Annotated in this window: 21 protein-coding genes and 1 pseudogene; 14 read left to right on the forward strand and 8 right to left on the reverse strand. The window is 57.0% G+C overall.

The features are described 5' to 3' along the window. Positions 1-71: 71 nt before the first annotated feature. The 12 genes and pseudogenes from sapA to osmB all read left to right on the forward strand — a co-directional run bounded on the left by sapA (position 72) and on the right by osmB (position 13,320). On the forward strand, positions 72-1,721 hold the full coding sequence (gene sapA / locus H7R56_RS13765; protein ID WP_106928991.1) for an ABC transporter substrate-binding protein SapA: 1,650 nt from the start codon (positions 72-74) through the stop codon (positions 1,719-1,721). After that, positions 1,718-2,683 (forward strand): putrescine export ABC transporter permease SapB, encoded by a 966-nt coding sequence (sapB, locus tag H7R56_RS13770; protein WP_106928993.1) that lies wholly within the window; start codon positions 1,718-1,720, stop codon positions 2,681-2,683. Before sapA ends, sapB begins: the two co-directional genes overlap by 4 nt. Continuing rightward, positions 2,670-3,560, forward strand: a complete 891-nt coding sequence (gene sapC, locus H7R56_RS13775; protein ID WP_106928994.1) for a putrescine export ABC transporter permease SapC — start codon at positions 2,670-2,672, stop codon at positions 3,558-3,560. The genes sapB and sapC overlap by 14 nt, the downstream gene beginning before the upstream one ends. Then, positions 3,560-4,552, forward strand: coding sequence for a putrescine export ABC transporter ATP-binding protein SapD (gene sapD / locus H7R56_RS13780; protein ID WP_106928996.1), 993 nt, complete (start codon positions 3,560-3,562; stop codon positions 4,550-4,552). Before sapC ends, sapD begins: the two co-directional genes overlap by 1 nt. A gap of 1 nt (position 4,553) precedes the next feature. Continuing rightward, positions 4,554-5,360, forward strand: a complete 807-nt coding sequence (sapF, locus tag H7R56_RS13785; protein ID WP_106928998.1) for a putrescine export ABC transporter ATP-binding protein SapF — start codon at positions 4,554-4,556, stop codon at positions 5,358-5,360. Positions 5,361-5,384: 24 nt separating this feature from the next. Continuing rightward, positions 5,385-6,170, forward strand: coding sequence for an enoyl-ACP reductase FabI (fabI, locus tag H7R56_RS13790; protein WP_106928999.1), 786 nt, complete (start codon positions 5,385-5,387; stop codon positions 6,168-6,170). Positions 6,171-6,438: 268 nt separating this feature from the next. Further along, a pseudogene (locus H7R56_RS13795) lies at positions 6,439-7,597 on the forward strand (CMD domain-containing protein). A gap of 81 nt (positions 7,598-7,678) precedes the next feature. After that, positions 7,679-9,613, forward strand: a complete 1,935-nt coding sequence (locus tag H7R56_RS13800) for an exoribonuclease II (RefSeq protein WP_106929003.1) — start codon at positions 7,679-7,681, stop codon at positions 9,611-9,613. A gap of 147 nt (positions 9,614-9,760) precedes the next feature. Continuing rightward, the gene (pdeR, locus tag H7R56_RS13805; RefSeq protein ID WP_106929005.1) at positions 9,761-11,752 is read left to right on the forward strand and encodes a cyclic di-GMP phosphodiesterase; all 1,992 of its coding nucleotides are present in this window, start codon (positions 9,761-9,763) and stop codon (positions 11,750-11,752) included. A 76-nt stretch (positions 11,753-11,828) separates the two neighbouring features. Further along, the gene (locus H7R56_RS13810; RefSeq protein WP_106929007.1) at positions 11,829-12,011 is read left to right on the forward strand and encodes a YciZ family protein; all 183 of its coding nucleotides are present in this window, start codon (positions 11,829-11,831) and stop codon (positions 12,009-12,011) included. Positions 12,012-12,072: 61 nt separating this feature from the next. After that, positions 12,073-12,822, forward strand: coding sequence for a DNA-binding transcriptional regulator YciT (locus H7R56_RS13815; RefSeq protein ID WP_106929009.1), 750 nt, complete (start codon positions 12,073-12,075; stop codon positions 12,820-12,822). Positions 12,823-13,101: 279 nt separating this feature from the next. After that, a complete protein-coding gene (osmB, locus tag H7R56_RS13820; RefSeq protein WP_064545993.1) occupies positions 13,102-13,320 on the forward strand; it encodes an osmotically-inducible lipoprotein OsmB in 219 nt (72 codons plus the stop codon). Positions 13,321-13,378: 58 nt separating this feature from the next. Here osmB and yciH read toward each other — a convergent pair whose 3' ends face one another. From yciH to pgpB, 5 genes are all read right to left on the reverse strand, one after another. After that, positions 13,379-13,705: a stress response translation initiation inhibitor YciH gene (gene yciH, locus H7R56_RS13825; protein ID WP_106929011.1), complete on the reverse strand. Its 327-nt coding sequence runs from the start codon at positions 13,703-13,705 to the stop codon at positions 13,379-13,381. Further along, positions 13,705-14,439: an orotidine-5'-phosphate decarboxylase gene (gene pyrF, locus H7R56_RS13830; RefSeq protein ID WP_181358023.1), complete on the reverse strand. Its 735-nt coding sequence runs from the start codon at positions 14,437-14,439 to the stop codon at positions 13,705-13,707. The genes yciH and pyrF overlap by 1 nt, the downstream gene beginning before the upstream one ends. A gap of 149 nt (positions 14,440-14,588) precedes the next feature. Further along, a complete protein-coding gene (gene lapB, locus H7R56_RS13835; protein WP_106929014.1) occupies positions 14,589-15,758 on the reverse strand; it encodes a lipopolysaccharide assembly protein LapB in 1,170 nt (389 codons plus the stop codon). Between the two features lie 6 nt (positions 15,759-15,764). Continuing rightward, positions 15,765-16,073 carry a LapA family protein gene (locus H7R56_RS13840; protein ID WP_106929017.1) on the reverse strand — a complete coding sequence of 103 codons (309 nt, stop codon included), beginning with the start codon at positions 16,071-16,073 and terminating at the stop codon, positions 15,765-15,767. A gap of 169 nt (positions 16,074-16,242) precedes the next feature. Further along, positions 16,243-16,968, reverse strand: a complete 726-nt coding sequence (pgpB, locus tag H7R56_RS13845; RefSeq protein ID WP_182928279.1) for a phosphatidylglycerophosphatase B — start codon at positions 16,966-16,968, stop codon at positions 16,243-16,245. 167 nt (positions 16,969-17,135) lie between these two features. Between pgpB and ribA the strand changes: the two genes are divergently transcribed. Next, positions 17,136-17,726 (forward strand): GTP cyclohydrolase II, encoded by a 591-nt coding sequence (gene ribA / locus H7R56_RS13850; protein WP_106929021.1) that lies wholly within the window; start codon positions 17,136-17,138, stop codon positions 17,724-17,726. Between the two features lie 46 nt (positions 17,727-17,772). On the opposite strand, the gene H7R56_RS13855 is transcribed toward ribA, so the two are convergent. From H7R56_RS13855 to H7R56_RS13865, 3 genes are read right to left on the reverse strand one after another with little or no spacing between them, the layout of a single operon-like run. Then, positions 17,773-18,900: an ABC transporter ATP-binding protein gene (locus tag H7R56_RS13855; protein WP_106929023.1), complete on the reverse strand. Its 1,128-nt coding sequence runs from the start codon at positions 18,898-18,900 to the stop codon at positions 17,773-17,775. 12 nt (positions 18,901-18,912) lie between these two features. Next, positions 18,913-19,815, reverse strand: coding sequence for a carbohydrate ABC transporter permease (locus H7R56_RS13860; RefSeq protein ID WP_106929025.1), 903 nt, complete (start codon positions 19,813-19,815; stop codon positions 18,913-18,915). Next, positions 19,808-20,578: a carbohydrate ABC transporter permease gene (locus H7R56_RS13865; RefSeq protein WP_227674716.1), complete on the reverse strand. Its 771-nt coding sequence runs from the start codon at positions 20,576-20,578 to the stop codon at positions 19,808-19,810. Before H7R56_RS13865 ends, H7R56_RS13860 begins: the two co-directional genes overlap by 8 nt. Before the next feature lie 170 nt (positions 20,579-20,748). Between H7R56_RS13865 and H7R56_RS13870 the strand changes: the two genes are divergently transcribed. Continuing rightward, positions 20,749-21,729 (forward strand): IS5-like element IS5 family transposase, encoded by a 981-nt coding sequence (locus H7R56_RS13870; RefSeq protein ID WP_000019402.1) that lies wholly within the window; start codon positions 20,749-20,751, stop codon positions 21,727-21,729. The last annotated feature ends 181 nt before the right edge of the window (positions 21,730-21,910 follow it).

Here is a 21,910-nt window from a genome sequence, read left to right on the forward strand (position 1 = left end):
GCGCAGACATTTGTACCTGGCAGCCGTAAGTGCGATACACTTTGCAGATCAATCGAAAAAACACAGAAACTATGCGCCTGAATTTGTCACCTTTCCTGGCAGCGTTGGGGTTAATCTGCGGCCAGGCGATTGCCGCACCGCAGCCGCTTGCCCCACCCCATGCCGACATTCGCGACAGCGGCTTTGTCTACTGCGTTAGCGGGCAGGTTAACACCTTTAACCCGCAAAAAGCGGGCAGCGGGCTGATTGTCGATACCCTCGCCGCACAGCTTTACGACCGTCTGCTGGACGTCGACCCGTACACCTATCGCCTGGTACCGGAGCTGGCGGAAAGCTGGGAGGTGCTGGACAACGGCGCAACCTACCGTTTCCATCTGCGCCATAACGTGCAGTTTCAGACCACCCGCTGGTTTACGCCGTCGCGCGCGCTGAACGCCGACGACGTGGTGTTTACCTTCGAGCGCATTTTCGATCGCCAGCACCCGTGGCATAACGTCAACGGCAGCGCGTTCCCCTATTTCGATAGCCTGCAGTTTGCCGACAGCGTACAGAGCGTGCGCAAGCTCGATAGCCACACGGTTGAGTTTCGCCTCGCGCGGCCGGACGCGTCTTTCCTCTGGCATCTGGCCACCCACTACGCGTCGGTGATGTCAGCAGAATACGCCGCCAGGCTCACCCAAGAGGATCGTCAGGAGCAGTTGGATCGCCAGCCGGTAGGCACAGGGCCGTTCCAGCTTGATGAATATCGCGCCGGGCAATATATCCGCTTGCAGCGTCACCCGCAGTTCTGGCGCGGTACGCCGCTGATGCCGCAGGTGGTGGTTGACCTCGGTTCCGGCGGCACCGGGCGGCTGTCGAAGCTGCTGACCGGCGAGTGCGATGTTCTGGCCTGGCCTGCCGCCAGCCAGTTAACCATTTTACGCGACGATCCGCGCCTGCGCCTGACGCTGCGCCCGGGGATGAACATCGCCTATCTGGCCTTCAATACCGACAAACCGCCGCTCAATAATCCTGAGGTACGTCATGCGCTGTCGCTGGCTATCAATAATCAGCGTCTGATGCAGTCGATTTATTACGGTACCGCCGAAACGGCGGCGTCGATTTTGCCTCGTGCCTCCTGGGCCTACGATAACGAAGCTAAAATTACCGAATACAACCCGAAAGAAGCGCGGCGCCGTTTGCAGGCTCTGGGCCTCGATAAGCTGACGCTGCGCCTGTGGGTGCCTACCAGCTCTCAGGCGTGGAACCCCAGCCCGCTGAAAACCGCGGAGCTGATTCAGGCCGATATGGCGCAGATTGGCGTCAAAGTGATTATCGTCCCGGTGGAAGGCCGCTTCCAGGAGGCCAGGCTGATGGACATGAACCACGACCTGACCCTCTCCGGCTGGGCCACCGACAGTAACGACCCGGACAGCTTTTTCCGCCCGCTGTTGAGCTGTGCGGCGATTAACTCGCAAACCAACTTTGCCCATTGGTGCAACCGCGAATTCGACAACGTGCTGCGCAAAGCGCTGGACTCGCAGCAGCTGGCATCACGTATTGACGCCTACGACGAAGCCCAGCAGATTCTGGCTCGCGAGCTGCCGATACTGCCGCTGGCCTCCTCGCTGCGGCTGCAGGCCTACCGGTACGATATTAAAGGGCTGGTGCTGAGCCCGTTTGGTAACGCCTCGTTCGCCGGCGTCTCGCGGGAAAAAGAAGAGAAGGTGCAAAAACCATGATTATTTTCACCCTTCGTCGCCTGTTGCTGCTGCTGGTTACGCTCTTTTTCCTGACCTTCGTTGGCTTCAGCCTGAGCTACTTTACCCCGCACGCACCGCTTCAGGGCGCATCGCTGTGGAACGCATGGACGTTCTGGTTTGAGAGCGTCCTGCACTGGGATTTCGGCGTGTCGAGCATCAACGGCCAGCCGATCTCCGAGCAGCTGCGCGAGGTCTTCCCCGCCACGATGGAGCTGTGCATTCTGGCGTTCGGCTTTGCGCTGCTGATGGGTATTCCGGTCGGTATGCTGGCCGGGATCACCCGCAACAAATGGCAGGACAAAGTCATCAGCTTCTTCGCGCTGCTCGGCTTCTCCATTCCTGTTTTCTGGCTGGCGCTGCTGCTGACGCTGTTCTTCTCGCTGACGCTGGGCTGGCTGCCGGTTTCCGGCCGCTTTGATCTGCTGTACGAAGTGAAAAACGTCACCGGTTTTGCGCTGATTGACGCGTGGCTTTCCGACTCGCCGTGGCGCCATGAGATGATCGTCAGCGCCCTGCGTCATATGGTGCTGCCGGTACTGACGCTGGCCGTCGCCCCAACCACCGAAGTGGTGCGCCTGATGCGTATCAGCACCATCGCTGTCTACGACACCAACTACGTGAAGGCTGCCGCCACCCGCGGCGTATCGCGCCTGACCATTCTGCGCCGTCACGTGCTGCACAACGCGCTGCCGCCGGTTATTCCCCGCCTGGGGCTGCAGTTTTCCACCATGCTGACGCTGGCAATGATCACCGAAATGGTCTTTAGCTGGCCGGGGCTCGGACGCTGGCTGATTAACGCCATTCGCCAGCAGGACTACGCGGCCATTTCGGCCGGTGTGATGGTGATTGGCGCGCTGGTGATCATCGTTAACGTGATTTCCGATATTTTGGGTGCTATGGCTAACCCGCTGAAACATAAGGAATGGTATGCCTTACGATAGCGTCTACCTTGAGAAGCGCCCGCCGGGCGCCCTACGCACCGTGTGGCGTAAGTTCTACGGTGACACCACCGCGATGATCGGCTTTTACGGCTGCATCGCCCTGGCGGTAATCTGCATTCTCGGCGGCTGGTTTGCGCCATACGGTATCGATCAACAGTTCCTCGGCTATCAGCTGCTGCCGCCGTCGTGGTCGCGCTACGGCGAGGTCTCCTTCTTCCTCGGCACCGACGACCTGGGCCGTGATGTCTTAAGCCGTCTGCTGAGCGGCGCGGCCCCCACCGTTGGCGGCGCGTTTGTGGTGACCCTCGCGGCTACCGCTTTTGGGCTGGTGCTGGGCGCGTTTGCCGGGTCAACCCACGGCCTGCGCTCGGCGGTACTGAACCACATCCTTGATACGCTTTTATCCATCCCCTCTTTGCTGCTGGCGATTATCGTGGTGGCCTTTGCCGGGCCACACCTGACGCACGCTATGTTTGCCGTCTGGCTGGCGCTGCTGCCGCGCATGGTGCGCTCTATCTACAGCATGGTGCACGACGAGCTGGAGCGCGATTACGTCATCGCCGCGCGTCTGGACGGCGCGACGACGCTGAATATTTTATGGTTTGCCATTCTGCCGAACATCGCCGCCGGGCTGGTCACCGAAATTACCCGCGCCCTGTCGATGGCGATTCTGGACATTGCCGCGCTGGGCTTTCTTGATCTTGGCGCGCAGCTGCCTTCCCCCGAATGGGGCGCGATGCTGGGTGATGCGCTGGAACTTATCTATGTTGCGCCGTGGACGGTGATGCTGCCCGGCGCGGCCATTATGGTCAGCGTACTGCTGGTCAACCTGCTGGGCGACGGCATTCGCCGCGCGATTAATGCGGGGGTGGAATAATGCCGTTACTGGATATTCGCAACTTAACCATTGAGTTTAAAACCAACGAAGGCTGGGTGAAGGCCGTCGATCGCGTCAGCATGACGCTGGCAGAAGGTGAAATTCGCGGCCTGGTAGGGGAGTCTGGCTCGGGCAAGAGCCTGATTGCCAAAGCAATTTGCGGCGTCACCAAAGACAACTGGCGGGTCACCGCCGACCGTATGCGCTTTGATGATATTGACCTGCTGCGCCTGTCCAACCGCGAGCGCCGCAGGCTGGTCGGCCACAACGTATCGATGATTTTCCAGGAGCCGCAGTCCTGTCTCGATCCGTCTGAACGTGTGGGCATGCAGCTGATGCAAAATATCCCTGGCTGGACCTTTAAAGGCCGCTGGTGGCAGCGTCTGGGCTGGCGTAAGCGCCGCGCCATCGAGCTTTTACACCGCGTGGGGATTAAAGATCACAAAGACGCGATGCGTAGCTTCCCCTACGAGCTGACCGAAGGCGAATGTCAGAAAGTGATGATCGCGATTGCGCTCGCCAACCAGCCGCGTCTGCTGATTGCCGACGAGCCAACCAACGCCATGGAGCCCACCACTCAGGCGCAAATCTTCCGCCTGCTGACCGGCCTTAACCAGAATAACAACACCACCATTTTGTTGATTTCACACGACTTGCAAATGCTGACCCACTGGGCGGATAAGATTAACGTCATGTACTGCGGGCAGACGGTGGAGAGCGCGCCCAGCGAAGAGCTGGTGACGATTCCACATCACCCGTATACCCAGGCGCTGATTCGCGCTATTCCGGACTTCGGCCGTTCGATGCCGCATAAGAGCCGCCTGAACACCCTTTCCGGGGCCATTCCGCTGCTCGAACAGCTGCCGATGGGCTGCCGCCTGGGGCCGCGCTGCCCTTATGCACAGCGCAAATGCATTGAAACCCCGCGCCTGACGGGAGCGAAGAACCACCTGTTCGCCTGTCATTTCCCGCTGAACATGGAGAAAGAGTGACATGGTTGAAACGCTGCTTGAAGTTCGCAACCTGAGTAAAACCTTCCGCTACCGCACCGGCTGGTTCCACCGCCAGACGCTACAGGCGGTGAAGCCGTTGAGCTTTACGCTGCGCGAAAAACAGACGCTGGCGATCATCGGTGAGAACGGTTCCGGCAAATCGACGCTGGCCAAAATGCTGGCGGGGATGGTCGAGCCGACCACCGGCGAGCTGCTGATTGACGATCACCCGCTGGAATTCGGCGATTATTCGTTCCGTAGCCAGCGTATTCGCATGATTTTCCAGGACCCGAGCACCTCGCTGAACCCGCGTCAGCGTATTTCGCAGATCCTTGATTTCCCGCTGCGCCTGAACACCGATCTCGAGCCGGAGGCGCGGCAGAAGCAGATTATCGACACGCTGCGTCTGGTCGGCTTGCTGCCGGATCACGTCAGCTACTATCCGCATATGCTGGCGCCGGGCCAGAAACAGCGTCTGGGGCTGGCGCGCGCGCTAATCCTACGTCCTAAAGTGATCATCTGTGATGAAGCGCTGGCCTCGCTGGATATGTCGATGCGCTCGCAGCTGGTTAACCTGATGCTCGAACTGCAGGAAAAACAGGGGATCTCGTATATTTACGTGACCCAGCATTTAGGCATGATGAAACACATCAGCGATCAGGTGCTGGTGATGCACCAGGGTGAGGTTGTGGAACGCGGCAGCACTGCTGATGTGCTGGCCTCTCCGCTGCACGATTTAACCAAGCGACTGATTGCTGGCCACTTTGGCGAGGCGCTGACCGCCGACGCCTGGCGTAAAGATCGCTAACACTGAAGAGAAGGATGAAATACGATGGGTTTTCTTTCCGGTAAACGTATTCTGATTACGGGCGTCGCCAGTAAGCTCTCCATCGCCTACGGTATTGCCCAGGCGATGCAGCGCGAAGGCGCCGAGCTGGCATTCACCTATCAGAACGACAAACTGAAAGGCCGCGTAGTCGAGTTCGCCGCCTCTCTGGGCTCCAGCATCGTTCTGCCGTGTGACGTGGCGGAAGATGCAAGCATCGATTCCCTGTTCACCGAGCTGGCTAAAGTCTGGCCGACGTTTGACGGTTTTGTTCACTCTATTGGCTTTGCTCCGGCAGATCAGCTGGACGGTGATTACGTCAATGCCGTGACCCGTGAAGGTTTTAAAATCGCCCACGACATCAGCGCTTACAGCTTTGTGGCGATGGCGAAAGCCTGCCGCAGCATGCTGAATCCCGGCGCTGCGCTGTTGACCCTTTCCTATCTGGGTGCCGAGCGCGCTATCCCGAACTACAACGTGATGGGGCTGGCTAAAGCGTCGCTGGAGGCCAACGTGCGCTATATGGCGAACGCTATGGGGCCAGAGGGGGTGCGCGTAAACGCGATTTCGGCCGGCCCAATTCGCACGCTCGCCGCCTCCGGCATCAAGGATTTCCGCAAAATGCTGGCGCACTGCGAAGCCGTCACGCCGATTCGCCGCACCGTCACTATCGAAGACGTGGGGAACTCCGCCGCCTTCTTGTGCTCTGACCTTTCCGCTGGGATCACCGGAGAAGTGGTGCACGTGGACGGCGGTTTCAGCATTGCCGCGATGAACGAACTGGAACTGTAGGCCGGGTAAGGCAACGCCGCCATCCGGCAATGTGCTCCGCATTGCCGGATGGCGCTACGCTTATCAGGCCTGCATTCTCCGGCGTCACTGCGTTCTGCCGGGCGACAACGTTTCCCTTCTTCCCCCTCTGTTATTCCAGTCAGTTATTAATTATCGCCGAACAATATTTTCTCCCTCGTCACGCATGCGCCAGGATATTTACCCATAACGATCCGGCAACATCACCTTCGACGCTGCTGGTTCGCCACCTTCAGATCAAGGAACACCCATGGAGCCACGCCGCGTTTCCGGCAAAAACCACTGGTATCACGAAACCCAGTCGAGAACCCAACACAGCGACGTGATGCCGCTGGTTCCCGAAGCCGCGCACGTAGACGACCGTTTTTTACTGGATCTCGCCCTGCCCGATGCGTTGCTAAACGCCAATCTGCGCTGGTTGAGTGCCGCCACGCGGTTAGCCAATACCCTGTTCCCTGATACCGTCGCCGTCAGCCGTTTACAGACCTTCAGCGCGTACGACAGGCTGAGCACCGCGCTGACCGTCGCCCAGGTTTCCGGCGTTCAGCGGCTGTGTAACCACTATGCCGCACGCCTGGCGCCGTTGCCCGGCCCGGACTCCTCGCGTGAAAGCAACCGCCGTCTGGCGCAAATTACCGAATATGCCCGCCAGCTCGCCAGCTCGCCGTCAATCATCACGCCACGCGCGCGCCAGCAGTTTGGACGACGTTGGCCTGACGCTCCACGATATGATTCTCATCAACCAGATCGTGGGGTTTGTCGGCTTCCAGGCGCGAGTGGTGGCGATATTCCAGGCTCAGCTCGGCTTTCCGGTGCGCTGGATCCCCGGCATGCCGGTGCAGGAAGATGCAGACGCCGAACGTTTTCGCCACGAGAACGCGCGCTGGCACAGCGATCTGCCGACCATTGAGGCCCAGCAGGCCAATACCCCGCAGAGTGATGTTCTCGCTCGCTGGCAACATCTGCCTGAGCTGAACGCACTGGCGCCGGTGCTGGCGCACGAGGCGGCGCTGCTTGATGGCTTTGGCGAGCTGATTAATGCGTTAACTTTCGCCCACCCGATGCTGCCGCTGGCGGCGCTGATCCCGGCGCGCGTCAATGGCAGCGTCAGCTGCTTTAACCATTACAGCACCCTCTGGCAAGGCGCCAGCGGCCTGCCCGACGCTGTGCGTAACGGCGAGCGCGCGATTCAGGCCTGGAGCCACCACTATCCCTGCGAGCGCGCGCTTGCGCTGGCAACACAGCTGTTGACCCGCGCGCCGGACCGATTTAGCGCCGCGCAGCTGAGCCCGCTCGCCGAGCACGGCATATCAACACCTGACGCAATTGCGCTGCTGGTCTGGAGCGCGCTGAGCGGCTGGCTAAACCGGCTGCGCATCGCGTTTAGTAGCGCACAACAAGTTACGTAAAAGGGTGAAAGAGCGCTTGCTGCAACCCATCGATTCGCGTAAAAATGTCAGCCGCTCTTTTGGCCACGAAAATAGATCAATATGCTTCAGGACAACCCGCTGCTTGCGCAGCTAAAACAGCAACTCCATTCCCAAACGCCCCGTGCGGAAGGGGTCGTCAAAGCCACGGAAAAAGGTTTCGGTTTCCTCGAAGTCGACGCACAGAAAAGCTACTTTATTCCGCCGCCGCAGATGAAAAAAGTGATGCACGGCGACCGCATTATCGCGGTAATTCACTCTGAAAAAGAGAAAGAGAGCGCCGAGCCCGAAGAACTGGTTGAGCCGTTCCTGACTCGCTTTGTGGGCAAGGTTCACCGCAAAGACGATCGTCTGTCTATCGTGCCTGACCATCCGCTGTTGAAAGATGCGATTCCATGCCGCGCTGAACGCGGCGTAACTCATGATTTTAAAGAGGGTGACTGGGCCGTTGCTGAAATGCGCCGTCATCCGCTGAAAGGCGATCGTAGCTTCTACGCCGAACTCACCCAGTTTATCACCTACGGTGACGACCACTTTGTGCCGTGGTGGGTCACCCTCGCCCGTCACAATCTGGAAAAAGAAGCGCCGAACGGCGTCGCCACCGAAATGCAGGACGAAGGTCTTGAGCGCCGCGATCTGACCGCGCTGGACTTCGTCACTATCGACAGCGCCAGCACTGAAGATATGGATGATGCGCTGTACGTAGAAGAAGCGGCCGACGGCAAGCTGCTGCTCACCGTGGCCATCGCCGACCCAACGGCCTGGATAGTCGAAGGCAGCAAGCTGGATGAGGCGGCAAAAATCCGCGCATTCACCAACTATCTGCCGGGCTTCAATATTCCGATGCTGCCGCGTGAGCTGTCTGACGATTTGTGCTCCCTGCGCCCTAACGTCGTGCGTCCGGTGCTGGCCTGCCAAATGACGCTGGCCGCCGATGGCACCATCGAAGACAACATCGCGTTCTTCGCCGCCAACATCGAGTCGAAAGCCAAACTGGCCTATGACGACGTGTCCAACTGGCTGGAGAACACCGGTAGCTGGCAGCCGCAGAACGATGCCATTGCGCGCCAAATCACCCTGCTACAGCGCGTGTGCCAGCTGCGCAGCGAGTGGCGTAAAATCCACGCGCTGGTCTTTAAAGACCGCCCGGACTATCGCTTCGTCCTCGGTGAAAAAGGTGAAGTGCTGGATATCGTGGCCGAGCCGCGCCGCATTGCCAACCGCATCGTTGAAGAGTCGATGATCGCGGCGAACATCTGCGCTGCCCGCGTGCTGCGCGATAAGCTCGGGTTTGGTATTTACAACGTTCACACCGGCTTCACTCCGGACAACACGGAAGCGCTGGCCGCCCTGCTGAAAACCCATGACGTGCATGTTGATCCGGTTGAGGTTCTGACGCTACCGGGCTTCTGCAAGCTGCGCCGTGAGCTGGATGCACAGCCGTCAGGCTTCCTCGATAGCCGCATTCGCCGCTTCCAGTCGTTCGCTGAAATCAGCACGGAGCCAGGCCCGCACTTTGGGTTAGGGCTCGAAGCCTACGCCACCTGGACCTCACCGATTCGTAAGTACGGCGACATGATCAACCATCGTCTGCTGAAAGCAATCGTGAAAGGTGAAAGTGCAACGCGCCCTCAGGACGACGTTACCGTGCAGATGGCCGAACGCCGCCGTCTGAACCGCATGGCGGAACGCGACGTGGCCGACTGGCTCTACGCACGCTACCTCAATCCGCAGGCGGGTAAAGATACCCGCTTTGCCGCTGAGATTATCGACGTCAGCCGCGGCGGTATGCGCGTGCGTCTGGTTGATAACGGCGCGGTTGCCTTTATCCCGGCACCGTTCCTGCACGCCGTGCGCGACGAGCTGGTCTGCAGCCAGGAAAACGGCACCGTGCAAATCAAAGGCGAAGTGGTTTATAAAGTGACCGACGTTATTGATGTCACCATTGCGGAAGTCCGCATGGAGACACGCAGCGTGATTGCCCGACCAGCAGCATAATGCTGTAAAACGGCCCCTGACGGGGCCGTTTTTTTATCCGCGATACCCTTCTCTTTTTTTTCCAGCGAAATTACCCAAATGCGTTCACACTGAATACCAATGACGTGGAAATTGGTCTCATCAAACGCAGGTGTACGAGGGGAAGAAATGGAGAAATCTCTGGCACAAAGTCTGCTCGACCCAAACTCCAGTGAAAGCAGCCTGTACTGGCGTATGTCGCACGGTGAGTCCGCGCTGCATATGGGGACGGACCCCGACAGAAACACCGACCTCGCCATTCCGCTAAGCGAAGAAAGCGTCAGCCGTATTCGCGCCATGACCGTTACGACCTCAAGCGTGGCTATCTCTATTCAGCTCAACGGCTATGACGTGCCTGTTCATCTGATTGGCCGCAAAATCAGCTGTACCGAATGGGCCGGTACCGCCTCCTCCTGGTTCGACACCTCTTCCGTCGCCCGCGATCTTTTACAGGGTCTGCTGTTTGCCGAACAGGTCGTTTCCGAGGCCAATACCGTCATCGTTATCCTCGACCGTGAAGGCAAAATTCAGCGCTTTAACCGCCTGTGCGAGGAATACAGCGGTGTCAAAGAGCAGGACGTGATTGGTAAAACAGCGTTTGAGCTGTTTATGTCCGCCCCGGAGGCCGCCGCCGCCCGGGAAAACGTTGCCCATTTTTTTACTAACGGCGGGCCCTATGAAGTTGAACGCTGGATTAAAACCCGCAAGGGGCTACGCCTGTTTCTGTTCCGCAACCGCTTCGTCCACAGCGGCAGCGGCAAAAATGAAATCTACTTAATCTGCTCCGGCATCGATATTACCGAAGAGCGTAAGGCTCAGGAGCGGCTGCGGGTGCTGGCGAATACCGATACCATCACCGGCTTACCCAACCGTCACGCCATCACTGAGATGATCGGCCACGCCATTGACGCCCGCCAGGGGGACGAGCAGATTGGCATCGTCTATTTTGACCTCGATAACTTTAAGAAAGTGAACGATGCCTATGGCCACGTTTTTGGCGATCAGCTGTTGCAATCGGTCGCGCTGTCGATTTTAAGCTGCCTGGAAGAGGGTCAGACGCTGGCCCGGCTCGGCGGCGACGAATTTATCGTACTGGCGGTCAATACGTCGCAGGGGGCGTTAGAGGCGATGGCATCCAGGGTTCTGAGCCGCCTGCGCGATCCGTTCCGCATTGGGTTGATTGAAGTTTACAGCGGCTGCTCGCTCGGCATTTCGCTCGCCCCGCAGCACGGTGAAGACCCGGAAAGCCTGATTCGCAATGCCGATACCGCCATGTACACCGCCAAGGAGCGCGGACGCGGTCGTTTTAGCATATTTTCCCCTGAGATGAATCTGCGGGTATTTGAATACCTGTGGCTGGACACCAACCTGCGCAAAGCACTGCAAAGCGATCAGCTCATCATTCACTATCAGCCCAAGGTGACGATGAACGGTGAAGTACAAAGCGTAGAGGCGCTGGTACGCTGGAATTCGCCGGAGCGCGGGCTGATCCCGCCGATGGACTTTATTGCCTACGCCGAGGAGTCCGGGCTGATTGTCCCGCTGGGGCGCTGGGTGATGCTGGAGGCTATCCGCCAGCTGGCGCAGTGGCGCGATCGCGGCATTCATCTGCGCGTCGCAGTGAACGTCTCAGCGCGCCAGCTGGTCGATCAATCCATCGTCAGCGACCTCAAACAGGCGCTAAAGGCGCAGCATTTTGCGGAATGCCCGATTGATATCGAGCTGACCGAAAGCTGTCTGATTGATAACGCGGAACTGGCGCTGGAGGTCATCAAGCAGTTTCGTTCGCTGGGCGCGCAAATCCATCTTGATGACTTCGGTACCGGCTATTCTTCTCTTTCGCAGCTGGCGCGTTTCCCTATTGATACCATCAAACTGGACCATCTTTTTGTGCATCACGTACACACGCATTCCGTATCGCAATCGCTCGTGCTGGCGATTATCGCGGTGGCCCGCGCGCTGAATTTACGCGTTATTGCCGAAGGCGTGGAGGATGCAAACGACGATGCATTTTTGACCCACAACGGCGTCGAGGAACGTCAGGGCTATTTTTTTGCCCGCCCCATGCCCGCATCCGAGCTGGAAAGCTGGCTGGCGGCGCGCCAGGGGGTTATAAGCTAAGCTTTTTTTTCACTTCTCTTTTGTCTGTAAATTTTGCATCATTGATTTCAATCGAATTTATTAACAGGATCCCACCATGTCCGAGCTCGATGCGCGCCAGGTTGCCCAACGTATTGATACCGTATTGGATATTCTGGTCGGCGGCGATACCCACTCCGCCATCAATAATCTGGAAATATTAAAAGCCGAGCTGCTGGCGTATGCCGCAGATGAACGCGATGCCAAAACAGGTCAGCCTAAATCCCCGTGGGAAATCTGACGCCATTTGCCCTGCCATCGCGTAACGGACGCCTTAGCATAGAGAAATTAATCGATTTATTATGAACGCCCGACAGCAAACTATTCTCCAACTGGTCATTGATAAAGGCCGTATGAGCGTCGCCGATCTGGCGAAAATGACCGGCGTATCGGAAGTGACGATTCGTCAGGACCTGAACCTGCTGGAAAAACAGAGCTACCTGCGCCGTACCCACGGCTATGCGGTGCCGCTGGACAGCGAAGACGTCGAAACGCGCATGATGAACAACTTCGCCCTCAAGCGTGAGCTGGCAGAGTTTGCCGCTTCGCTGGTTCGTCCGGGTGAAACCGTATTTATCGAAAACGGCAGCAGCAACGCCCTGCTCGCGCGCGCGCTGGCAACTCAGGCGGATATCACCATTATTACGGTCAGCAGCTATATTGCCCATCTGCTCAAAGAGACGCCGGGAGAAGTGATTCTGCTGGGCGGCATTTACCAGAAAAAAAGCGAGAGTATGGTCGGCCCACTGACGCGTCAGTATATTCAGCAGGTGCATTTCAGTAAGGCGTTTATCGGCATTGACGGCTGGCAGCCAGAGACTGGCTTTACCGGCCGCGATATGATGCGTGCCGATATCGTCAACGCCGTGCTGGAAAAAGGCAGCGAGGCGATTGTACTTAGCGACAGCTCGAAATTCGGTGCGATTCACCCTTACGCGCTCGGCCCGATGAGCGCATTCAACCGGGTGATCACCGACGATAATCTGACCACCGAAAAGCAGCTTCAGCTTGAGCAAACGGGTCTGACCGTGAACATCGTTAAACGCCCGTAACGCCTTGACCCGATGCGCACCGCGTCGGGTTGTTTCCCTTTCCCGCCCCCGCCTCGCTATGAGATTTTTCCGACCACGGAATTAAGAGTTTTTACCTGTCTACAACATCACAAAACCGTAAAATTAATGTTAGCGATATAACAGGAAGTAACTATCACTTGCGTGACTTTTAGCAGCAAAATTTACAACCTGCGCAACAAGCTTTACGGGAGAGGACCGCCTGCGATGTCTATAATGACGGTAGCGCTTCCGTGAATAGAAACATTCAGGAGAAACAAAATGACTTCAATGAGCAAAAAAATGGCTGCCGCGATGGTAGCAGTAACACTGGTCATGTCGCTGAGCGCATGTTCTAACTGGTCTAAACGTGACCGTAACACCGCGCTGGGTGCCGGTGCAGGTGCCATCGGTGGCGCAGTATTAACGGACGGCAGCGCCCTGGGTACGCTGGGTGGCGCGGCGGTTGGCGGGATTATCGGCCATCAGGTTGGCAAGTAAGTCGCACGCAGAATTGCAGGGCTCCGATGAAAATCGGGGCCCTTTTCATGGAGGCTACTCAGCCTCCCGCCAGCTTCACCTTCATGCCTTTCGCTTCCAGCAGTGATTTCAGCAGGTCACGTTTATCGCCCTGAATTTCAATCACGCCGTCCTTCACCGCACCGCCACAGCCGCATTTTTTCTTCAGTTCGGCGGCCAGCTTTGCCAGCGCATCGTCATCCAGATCGATGCCGGTAATCAGGCACACGCCCTTCCCTTTACGCCCGCTGATTTGGCGCTGTATACGCACAATACCATCGCCTTTCGGACGCGCTGCGACAACTTTCGGTTCGTCAATACGCCCGGTTTCCGTTGAGTAAACCAGACGGCTGTTCGTCTCGCTCATTACGCCCCCAGATTTAACGATGCGTTAATATCACGCAGAGTTTGTGCCGGATTGTCGGACTGCGTCACCGGACGACCAATCACCATATAGTCCACGCCCGCCGCCAGCGCCTGTTCCGGCGTCATAATACGACGCTGATCGCCCGCCGCGCTGCCAGCCGGACGAATACCCGGCGTCACCAGCTTAAACGCTTGTCCCAGCTCCTGCTTAAAGCGTACCGCTTCCTGCGCCGAGCATACCACGCCGTCCAGCCCGCAGTTCTTGGTCAGCGTCGCCAGCTTAGCCGCGTAGTCGGCCGGGGTCAGCGCGATGCCCAGATCCTGTAAGTCGCTGGACTCCATGCTGGTGAGCACGGTGACCGCAATCAGCAGCGGCGCATCGTGGCCAAACGGCACCAGCGCTTCACGCGCGGCGGTCATCATGCGCGCGCCGCCTGAAGCGTGGACGTTCACCATCCACACGCCGAGATCGGCTGCTGCCGCCACCGCGTGGGCGGTGGTGTTTGGGATATCGTGAAACTTCAGGTCGAGGAAAATATCAAAACCGCGCTGCTGTAAATCACGCACCAGCTGTGGGCCAAACAGCGTGAACATCTCCTTGCCGACCTTCAGGCGGCAGTCGCGCGGATCGATACGGTCAACGAAGGCGAGCGCCTTATCGCGATTATCATAGTCGAGAGCAACAACAACGGGAGAGGATGTGACGATACGAGAAGAAGATGAAGCAACGGACATGACTGGACCTTCTTGTTGATGGGCACGCGCGGTGCAGAAAAGGTAAACGGGCAGCATTCTACCTGCGTGACCCAGCAGGCACAATGGCAGAGGCGGCAACGGTGGGGAAATTAAAGTATGTTGTAACTAAGGAGGGCGTTTTTTTACAATTACTGCCCATCAAGGCCGCGAATTGGTTTTATGGTTGACCATGCCCGGCACGACGGGCAGTGCCAGTAAAGCGTATAAGCGGTGAAGCCGCACTTCTGGCAGCGGTAGCGCGGCTTGCTGCGCACCTGTTCGCCAACCATGTCGCGCAGTACCATCAGGCTCTCTTTCGCGCGCCCTTCTTCCGCCTCGTTGAGGTGGTAGTCCATCAGCTTATGGAACACGCGCATCGTCGGGTGACGCTGGAGCTGGCGCGTAACGTAGGTTTGCGCCGCGTCGCTGCCTTTGCTCTGCTCCACGACCTGCGCGAGCATCAGTTCGGCCGCTGCGCCGGTGTTTTCTTCCACGCAACGCTGCAGGAACGGTTCCCACTCTTTGTCTTTGCCCAACTGGTGATAGCAGGTTTGCAGCATCTCGAGGGTTTCGCTAACCAGTTCTTTATCCTGGTTAATCACCCGCAGCAGGCTGTCCATGGCTTTGGCGTAGTCGCCTTTCGCCATCCACGCGCGGCCCATCATAATGGAGACACGGGCGCTGGACGGATCGGCCGCCGCGCCGCGCTTGAGTAACGACAGGGCTTTATCCAGCTCGTCGTTGCCCATCTGCTGAAGCGCCAGTTCACACCAGAAGTGGGCAATTTCGCCGCGGTGTTTGTCTTTACCCAGTTTGACCAGCCGCTCGGCGGTATCAATCGCCTTCTGCCAGTCGCTGGTAGCCTGATAAATTTGCAACAGCTGCTGCAACGCGCTAATGCGAAAATCGGTTTCGTCGACCAGCTGGCTGAACATATCTTCGGCGCGGTCGTACAGCCCGGCGGCCATATAGTCGCGGCCAAGCTGCTGCACCGCCAGCAGACGCTGGTCGTAAGTTAAGGAGGCGCTTTCCATCAGCGTCTGGTGAATGCGGATAGCCCGGTCAACCTCGCCGCGCGAACGGAACAAGTTGCCCAGCGTCAGGTGCGCTTCCACGGTGCCGGTGTCCTCTTTCAGCATGTCGAGGAACAGGTCAACCGCTTTATCCTGCTGATTGCTTAAAAGAAAGTTGACCCCTGCCACGTAGTCACGCGACAGGCGGTTCGCTTCGTCCTGTTTGGACTGTTGCGCACTTCTGCGGCCCATATACCAGCCATAGGCGGCGGCGACAGGCAAAAGCAGAAACAACAACTCCAGCATAGATAATTATTCCTTCGCCGCCGCTGCCGCCGGCGTTACCGCTGGGGCCGTCTCTGGGGCAAGTTGATGTTCCAGTCGTTTGATTTTACGTTCCGCACGCATCAGCGACACGCGCACACGCAGCCAGAACAGGCCACAAACCAGCCAACCAATGGCGAAGCCAACGGCAAACAGCACCGCAAGCAGCGTCGAAATTCTGAATTCACCCTGTGCCAGCAGATAGTTGAAGGTCACAAGCTGATCGTTTTGCGCACCCAGCGTCACTGAAATGACGAAAATCGCTAACACTAATAAGAATATGAGTAAGTATTTCACATGACTTCCCGTTATGCGGCTTCTGCAGTGTTAACACAGCATCCAGCCTTATAAAATAACATCTTCACCGCGGCGACGAAATGGAAAAGCGTTCTGTAAGACCAGGATCTATGGGTGACAACGAAGGAAATCAACCCTTTTCCCCTTTTCATCGCTTCGCGCCCTGTTTTTATGTCTCTTTTTCCAGCAGCCCACAGTACCTCACGGCGAGCCAGCCGGCGAGCGTCGCCAGCACCCACGACATGACGGTGGCCACCATCAAATCCAGCGGCCAGTGCATCCCTAACAGCAGACGGCTGCCCATCACGGCAATCGCCCAGGCCATCATCAGCGCTACCGCAATCGCGCGACGCCGCGCCCACAGCAGCCCGGCGGCCAGCAGAGCCCAGGTTGCGGCAAACATGGTGTGTCCTGACGGGAACGCAAAACCGGTCTCTTTTTGCCAGTGATGGCGTAAAAAACCGGGAATATCACGCTGTTGCGCCAGCTGCTCTTTGACCAACGCCGAGCGTTCGCTCCGTTTTAAAGTGTAGAACTGCTCAACCGGGATTTGCTGCGTTTTTTCCAACCAGACCACAAACGGCCGGGGTTCCTGCACCATGCCCTTCACCAGCGATTTTGCCCCCTGCCCCAGCACAACCGCTGCACTCAGAATCAACACCAGCACAATCGCGCCACGCGGACGCGGGCGCAGCGCCCAGACAAACAGGCCGCATAGCAGCAGATGGGTGATAATCCCCCAGGGCTGAGTGACCGTTTCCGTTACCGCGTATAGCGCCTTGAGCCCCCAGCCGCTCGGCCCCGGAAGCCACTGCCAGCCGGTTATCCACACCGCGAGCGGCATCAGTAAAAGTATGGCGGCTCCAATAAGGGTTCGCGTGGCAATGGTCGGCATTTTTCTTCCTTTTTTCAGCGATGTCACAGTGTGGAAACCCAATAAAGTGTCAATTTTGTGCGCTTTAACGGCGGTCGCCCGCGCACGATTAGGTGAAGTAAAGCACGTTGTGGCAAAATAAGGAAAACAGAAGGCGTCGTTGGCGCTGACATAATCTGGAGAATCACATGCAGCTTAAACGTGTGGCAGAAGCCAAACTGCCAACCCCCTGGGGCGATTTCCTGATGGTGGGCTTTGAAGAACTGGCAACCGGGCACGACCACGTCGCGCTGGTTTTTGGTGATATTACCGGGCAAACGCCGGTGCTGTCGCGGGTACACTCTGAATGTTTGACCGGCGATGCGCTATTCAGCCTGCGCTGTGACTGTGGTTTCCAGCTTGAAGCCGCGCTGTCGCACATCGCGGAAGAAGGCCGTGGGATCCTGCTGTATCATCGCCAGGAGGGTCGCAACATTGGTCTACTGAATAAAATTCGTGCCTATGCGCTGCAGGATCAGGGCTACGATACCGTAGAAGCCAACCACCAGCTCGGCTTTGCCGCCGATGAGCGCGACTTCACCCTGTGCGCCGATATGTTCAAGCTGCTGGGCGTTGACGCGGTGCGTCTGCTGACCAACAACCCGAAGAAGGTCGAAATTCTGACCGAAGCGGGAATCAATATCGTGGAACGCGTGCCGCTGATCGTTGGCCGTAACCCGAAAAATGCCCACTATCTTGACACCAAAGCGGCCAAGATGGGGCATTTGCTGACTAAGTAATATTTGCGGTCGCCGTTACGTTCCTGAACGGCGACCGTCCCCCACCCTACAGCGAAATATTCAGCTCGCTCTGCGCATCAAAGATGTGACATTTCTCCATATCAAAGCAAAACCAAACCGGGCGGTGAAGACCGGCGTCAAGGATCTCTTTCGCATCGTCTGACGGTATTCGCGCCGTCATTTCAAACTCCCCTACCTGCAGATAGAGGAAGAACTCATGGCCCATATTTTCCGCACGGATCAGCGTGCCCCTACCGCCGCCTTCCGCGAACGGACGGACTGATACCGCAACATATTCAGGGCGAATGCCGAAGAACACGTCTTTGTCGATGTGGCCGACGACTTTACGCTGCTGCTGGGCGCTCAGCGGCAGCGTATCGTGGCCGACGGTCACGTGCAGCCCGTCCGCTTTTTTCAGTATTTTCGCCGGTTTGATGTTCATCTCCGGCGCGCCGATAAACCCGGCAACAAACATATTATGTGGATAGTGATAGAGGTTGTCCGGGGTATCGACCTGCATAATATGACCCAGCTTCATCACGCAGATGCGGTCGCCCATGGTCATTGCTTCGGTTTGATCGTGGGTGACGTAAACGGTGGTCGCCGGCTTACCCGATTGTTTGAGCTGTTTATGCAGGTCAGAAATACGGATGCGCATCGACGCACGCAGCTTAGCGTCAAGGTTAGACAGCGGTTCATCAAACAGGAACACGTCCGGCTTTTTCACAATCGCGCGGCCCACGGCCACACGCTGCGCCTGCCCACCGGAGAGCTGTCGCGGCAGACGGTCCAGCAGCTCTTCCAGCTCGAGGATTTTGGCGGCTTCGTTCACCTGGGCCGCAATCTGCTCTTTCGGCATTTTGCTCAGCTTCAGGCCGAACGCCAGGTTTTCACGCACGGTCATGTGCGGGTACAACGCATAGTTCTGGAACACCATCGCGATGCCGCGCGCTTTCGGCGCGAGGTTATTCACCACCTTGTCACCAATGCGAATTTCGCCGCCGCTGATGGTTTCAAGCCCTGCCAGCATGCGCAGGGTCGTCGATTTAGCGCAGCCGGATGGCCCGACGATCACCATGAATTCGCCTTCGGCGATTTTCAGGTCGATACCATGCACCGCTTTGAAGCCGTTGGAGTACACCTTTTCCAGTTTGTTAAAAATCACTTCAGCCATGATATTTTCCTTTTAACCTTTAATTCCGCTACTGGAGACACCCTGGACGAAGTAACGCTGCGCCAGGAAGAAGACAATGATCGAAGGCAGAATGGAGATACTTGCCATAGCCAGAATTTCGTTCCACGGCGCGCCTTCGGTGACGTCGATAGACATTTTCAACGCCAGGGCGATCGGGTACTTATCCACGCTGTAGACGTAGATCAGCGGACCGATAAAGTCGTTCATCGACCACATAAACTGGAACAGGGCCACGGAGATGATCGCCGGCTTCAGAATCGGCACCAGCACATACCACAGCACCTGAATGGAGTTACAGCCGTCAATCTGCGCGGCTTCTTCCATGTCACGCGGCACGCCGCGCAGGAACTGAATCAGCATAAAGACGAAGAACCCCTGAGTGGCGAATGCGGTGGGCAGATACAACGGCAGATAGCTGTTGAGCATGCCCATTTCGCGGAACATCAGGTACTGAGGAATCAACAGCACGGTGCTCGGCAGCAGCATGGTGGCAATCAGGGTTGCAAACCAGAATTTCTTCCCTGGGATGTCAAAACGGGCAAAACCGTAGGCCACGATGGTCGAGGAGATAATGGTCAGAATAACTTTCGGGATCACGTACTTGAAGGTGTTGAGCATGTAATGACCGAAGTGATATTCCGTACCGGTCTTCCAGCCGTTAATAAAGCCGTCCCAGGTGGCGTGTGAAGGCCACAGACTCAGCGTGGTGAAGATTTCATGGTTCGGTTTAAACGCGGCTGAGAACATCCACGCCAGCGGGTAAAGCATCAGCAGCCCCACCAGCATCAGGATGGTATAACGGATGTTGCGGCTGATCTTTTCACGCCGCAGCGTACGTGCAACCTCGCGCGCGGCTGCCATTTCCGAAGGGGTCTGGTGGGTCAGTTCACTCATTTTTGCCTCCCTTATCGGCAGAATAAAACACCCAGTATTTCGACGATTTAAAGGCAAGTAAGGCGAAGGTAGCCACGACCAGGAACAGCACCCACGCTAGCGCAGCGCCATAGCCCATATCGAAGTATTTAAAGGCGGTATCATAGATGTACAGCGAGAACAGGTAGGTGTAATACGTTGGGCCGCCGCCGGTGATAACATACGGCGCGGTAAATTCCTGAAAGGCACCGCTGGTTTGCATAATGAAGTTAAAGAAGATAACCGGGGTAATCAGCGGCACCGTGATTTTCAAAAACATCTGCCATTTTGTCGCACCGTCGATCATCGCCGCTTCATATTGCGACTGCGGGACGTTTTGCAATGCAGCGAGAAAGATCACCATCGACGAACCAAACTGCCATACGCTCAGCAGCGTGACCGAGAGCAGCGCTAAAGGCGGCTCCCCAAGCCAGTTAATCGGGTCAACGCCAAATACGCCAATAAAGCTGTTCAGCAGCCCATCAATGGCGAACAGCGCTCGCCACAGCACCGCAATCGCGACCGAACTGCCGAGGATCGAGGGAATGTAATAAGCCGTGCGAAAAAAACCGATGCCACGCAGCTTAAAGTTAAGCACGAAGGCAATGCACAGCGAAAACGCGAGCTTGAGGGGAATCGTGACAAAAACGTATGCAAAGGTCACCCCAAGGGACTTCCAGAACAGACCATCCTCCGTCAGCATATACCGGTAGTTTTCAATACCGGTAAACTGCGGCGGGCTCATCAGATCGTATTGAGTAAAACTCAATAGGAACGATGATACAAAGGGGAATGCGGTAAACACCAGTAACCCTATTATGTAGGGCGAGATCCATGCCAGACCTAAGGAAGGTGCGAACAAGTCCCTGATATGAGATCATGTTTGTCATCTGGAGCCATGGAACAGGGTTCATCATGAGTCATCAACTCACCTTCGCCGACAGTGAATTCAGCAGTAAGCGCCGTCAGACCAGAAAAGAGATTTTCTTGTCCCGCATGGAGCAGATTCTGCCATGGCAAAACATGGTGGAAGTCATCGAGCCGTTTTACCCCAAGGCTGGTAATGGCCGGCGACCTTATCCGCTGGAAACCATGCTACGCATTCACTGCATGCAGCATTGGTACAACCTGAGCGATGGCGCGATGGAAGATGCTCTGTACGAAATCGCCTCCATGCGTCTGTTTGCCCGGTTATCCCTGGATAGCGCCTTGCCTGACCGCACCACCATCATGAATTTCCGCCACCTGCTGGAGCAGCATCAACTGGCCCGCCAATTGTTCAAGACCATCAATCGCTGGCTGGCCGAAGCAGGCGTCATGATGACTCAAGGCACCTTGGTCGATGCCACCATCATTGAGGCACCCAGCTCGACCAAGAACAAAGAGCAGCAACGCGATCCGGAGATGCATCAGACCAAGAAAGGCAATCAGTGGCACTTTGGCATGAAGGCCCACATTGGTGTCGATGCCAAGAGTGGCCTGACCCACAGCCTGGTCACCACCGCGGCCAACGAGCATGACCTCAATCAGCTGGGTAATCTGCTTCATGGAGAGGAGCAATTTGTCTCAGCCGATGCCGGCTACCAAGGGGCGCCACAGCGCGAGGAGCTGGCCGAGGTGGATGTGGACTGGCTGATCGCCGAGCGCCCCGGCAAGGTAAGAACCTTGAAACAGCATCCACGCAAGAACAAAACGGCCATCAACATCGAATACATGAAAGCCAGCATCCGGGCCAAGGTGGAGCACCCATTTCGCATCATCAAGCGACAGTTCGGCTTCGTGAAAGCCAGATACAAGGGGTTGCTGAAAAACGATAACCAACTGGCGATGTTATTCACGCTGGCCAACCTGTTTCGGGCGGACCAAATGATACGTCAGTGGGAGAGATCTCACTAAAAACTGGGAATAACGCCTTAAATGGCGAAGAAACGGTCTAAATAGGCTGATTCAAGGCATTTACGGGAGAAAAAATCGGCTCAAACATGAAGAAATGAAATGGCTGAGTCAGCCGAGAAGAATTTCCCCGCTTATTCGCACCTTCCCTAGTGGTGTAGAGCATGAACGCATTAATGATGCT

It is taken from the genome of Klebsiella sp. WP3-W18-ESBL-02 (assembly GCF_014168815.1).
Lineage (GTDB): Bacteria > Pseudomonadota > Gammaproteobacteria > Enterobacterales > Enterobacteriaceae > Kluyvera > Kluyvera ascorbata_B.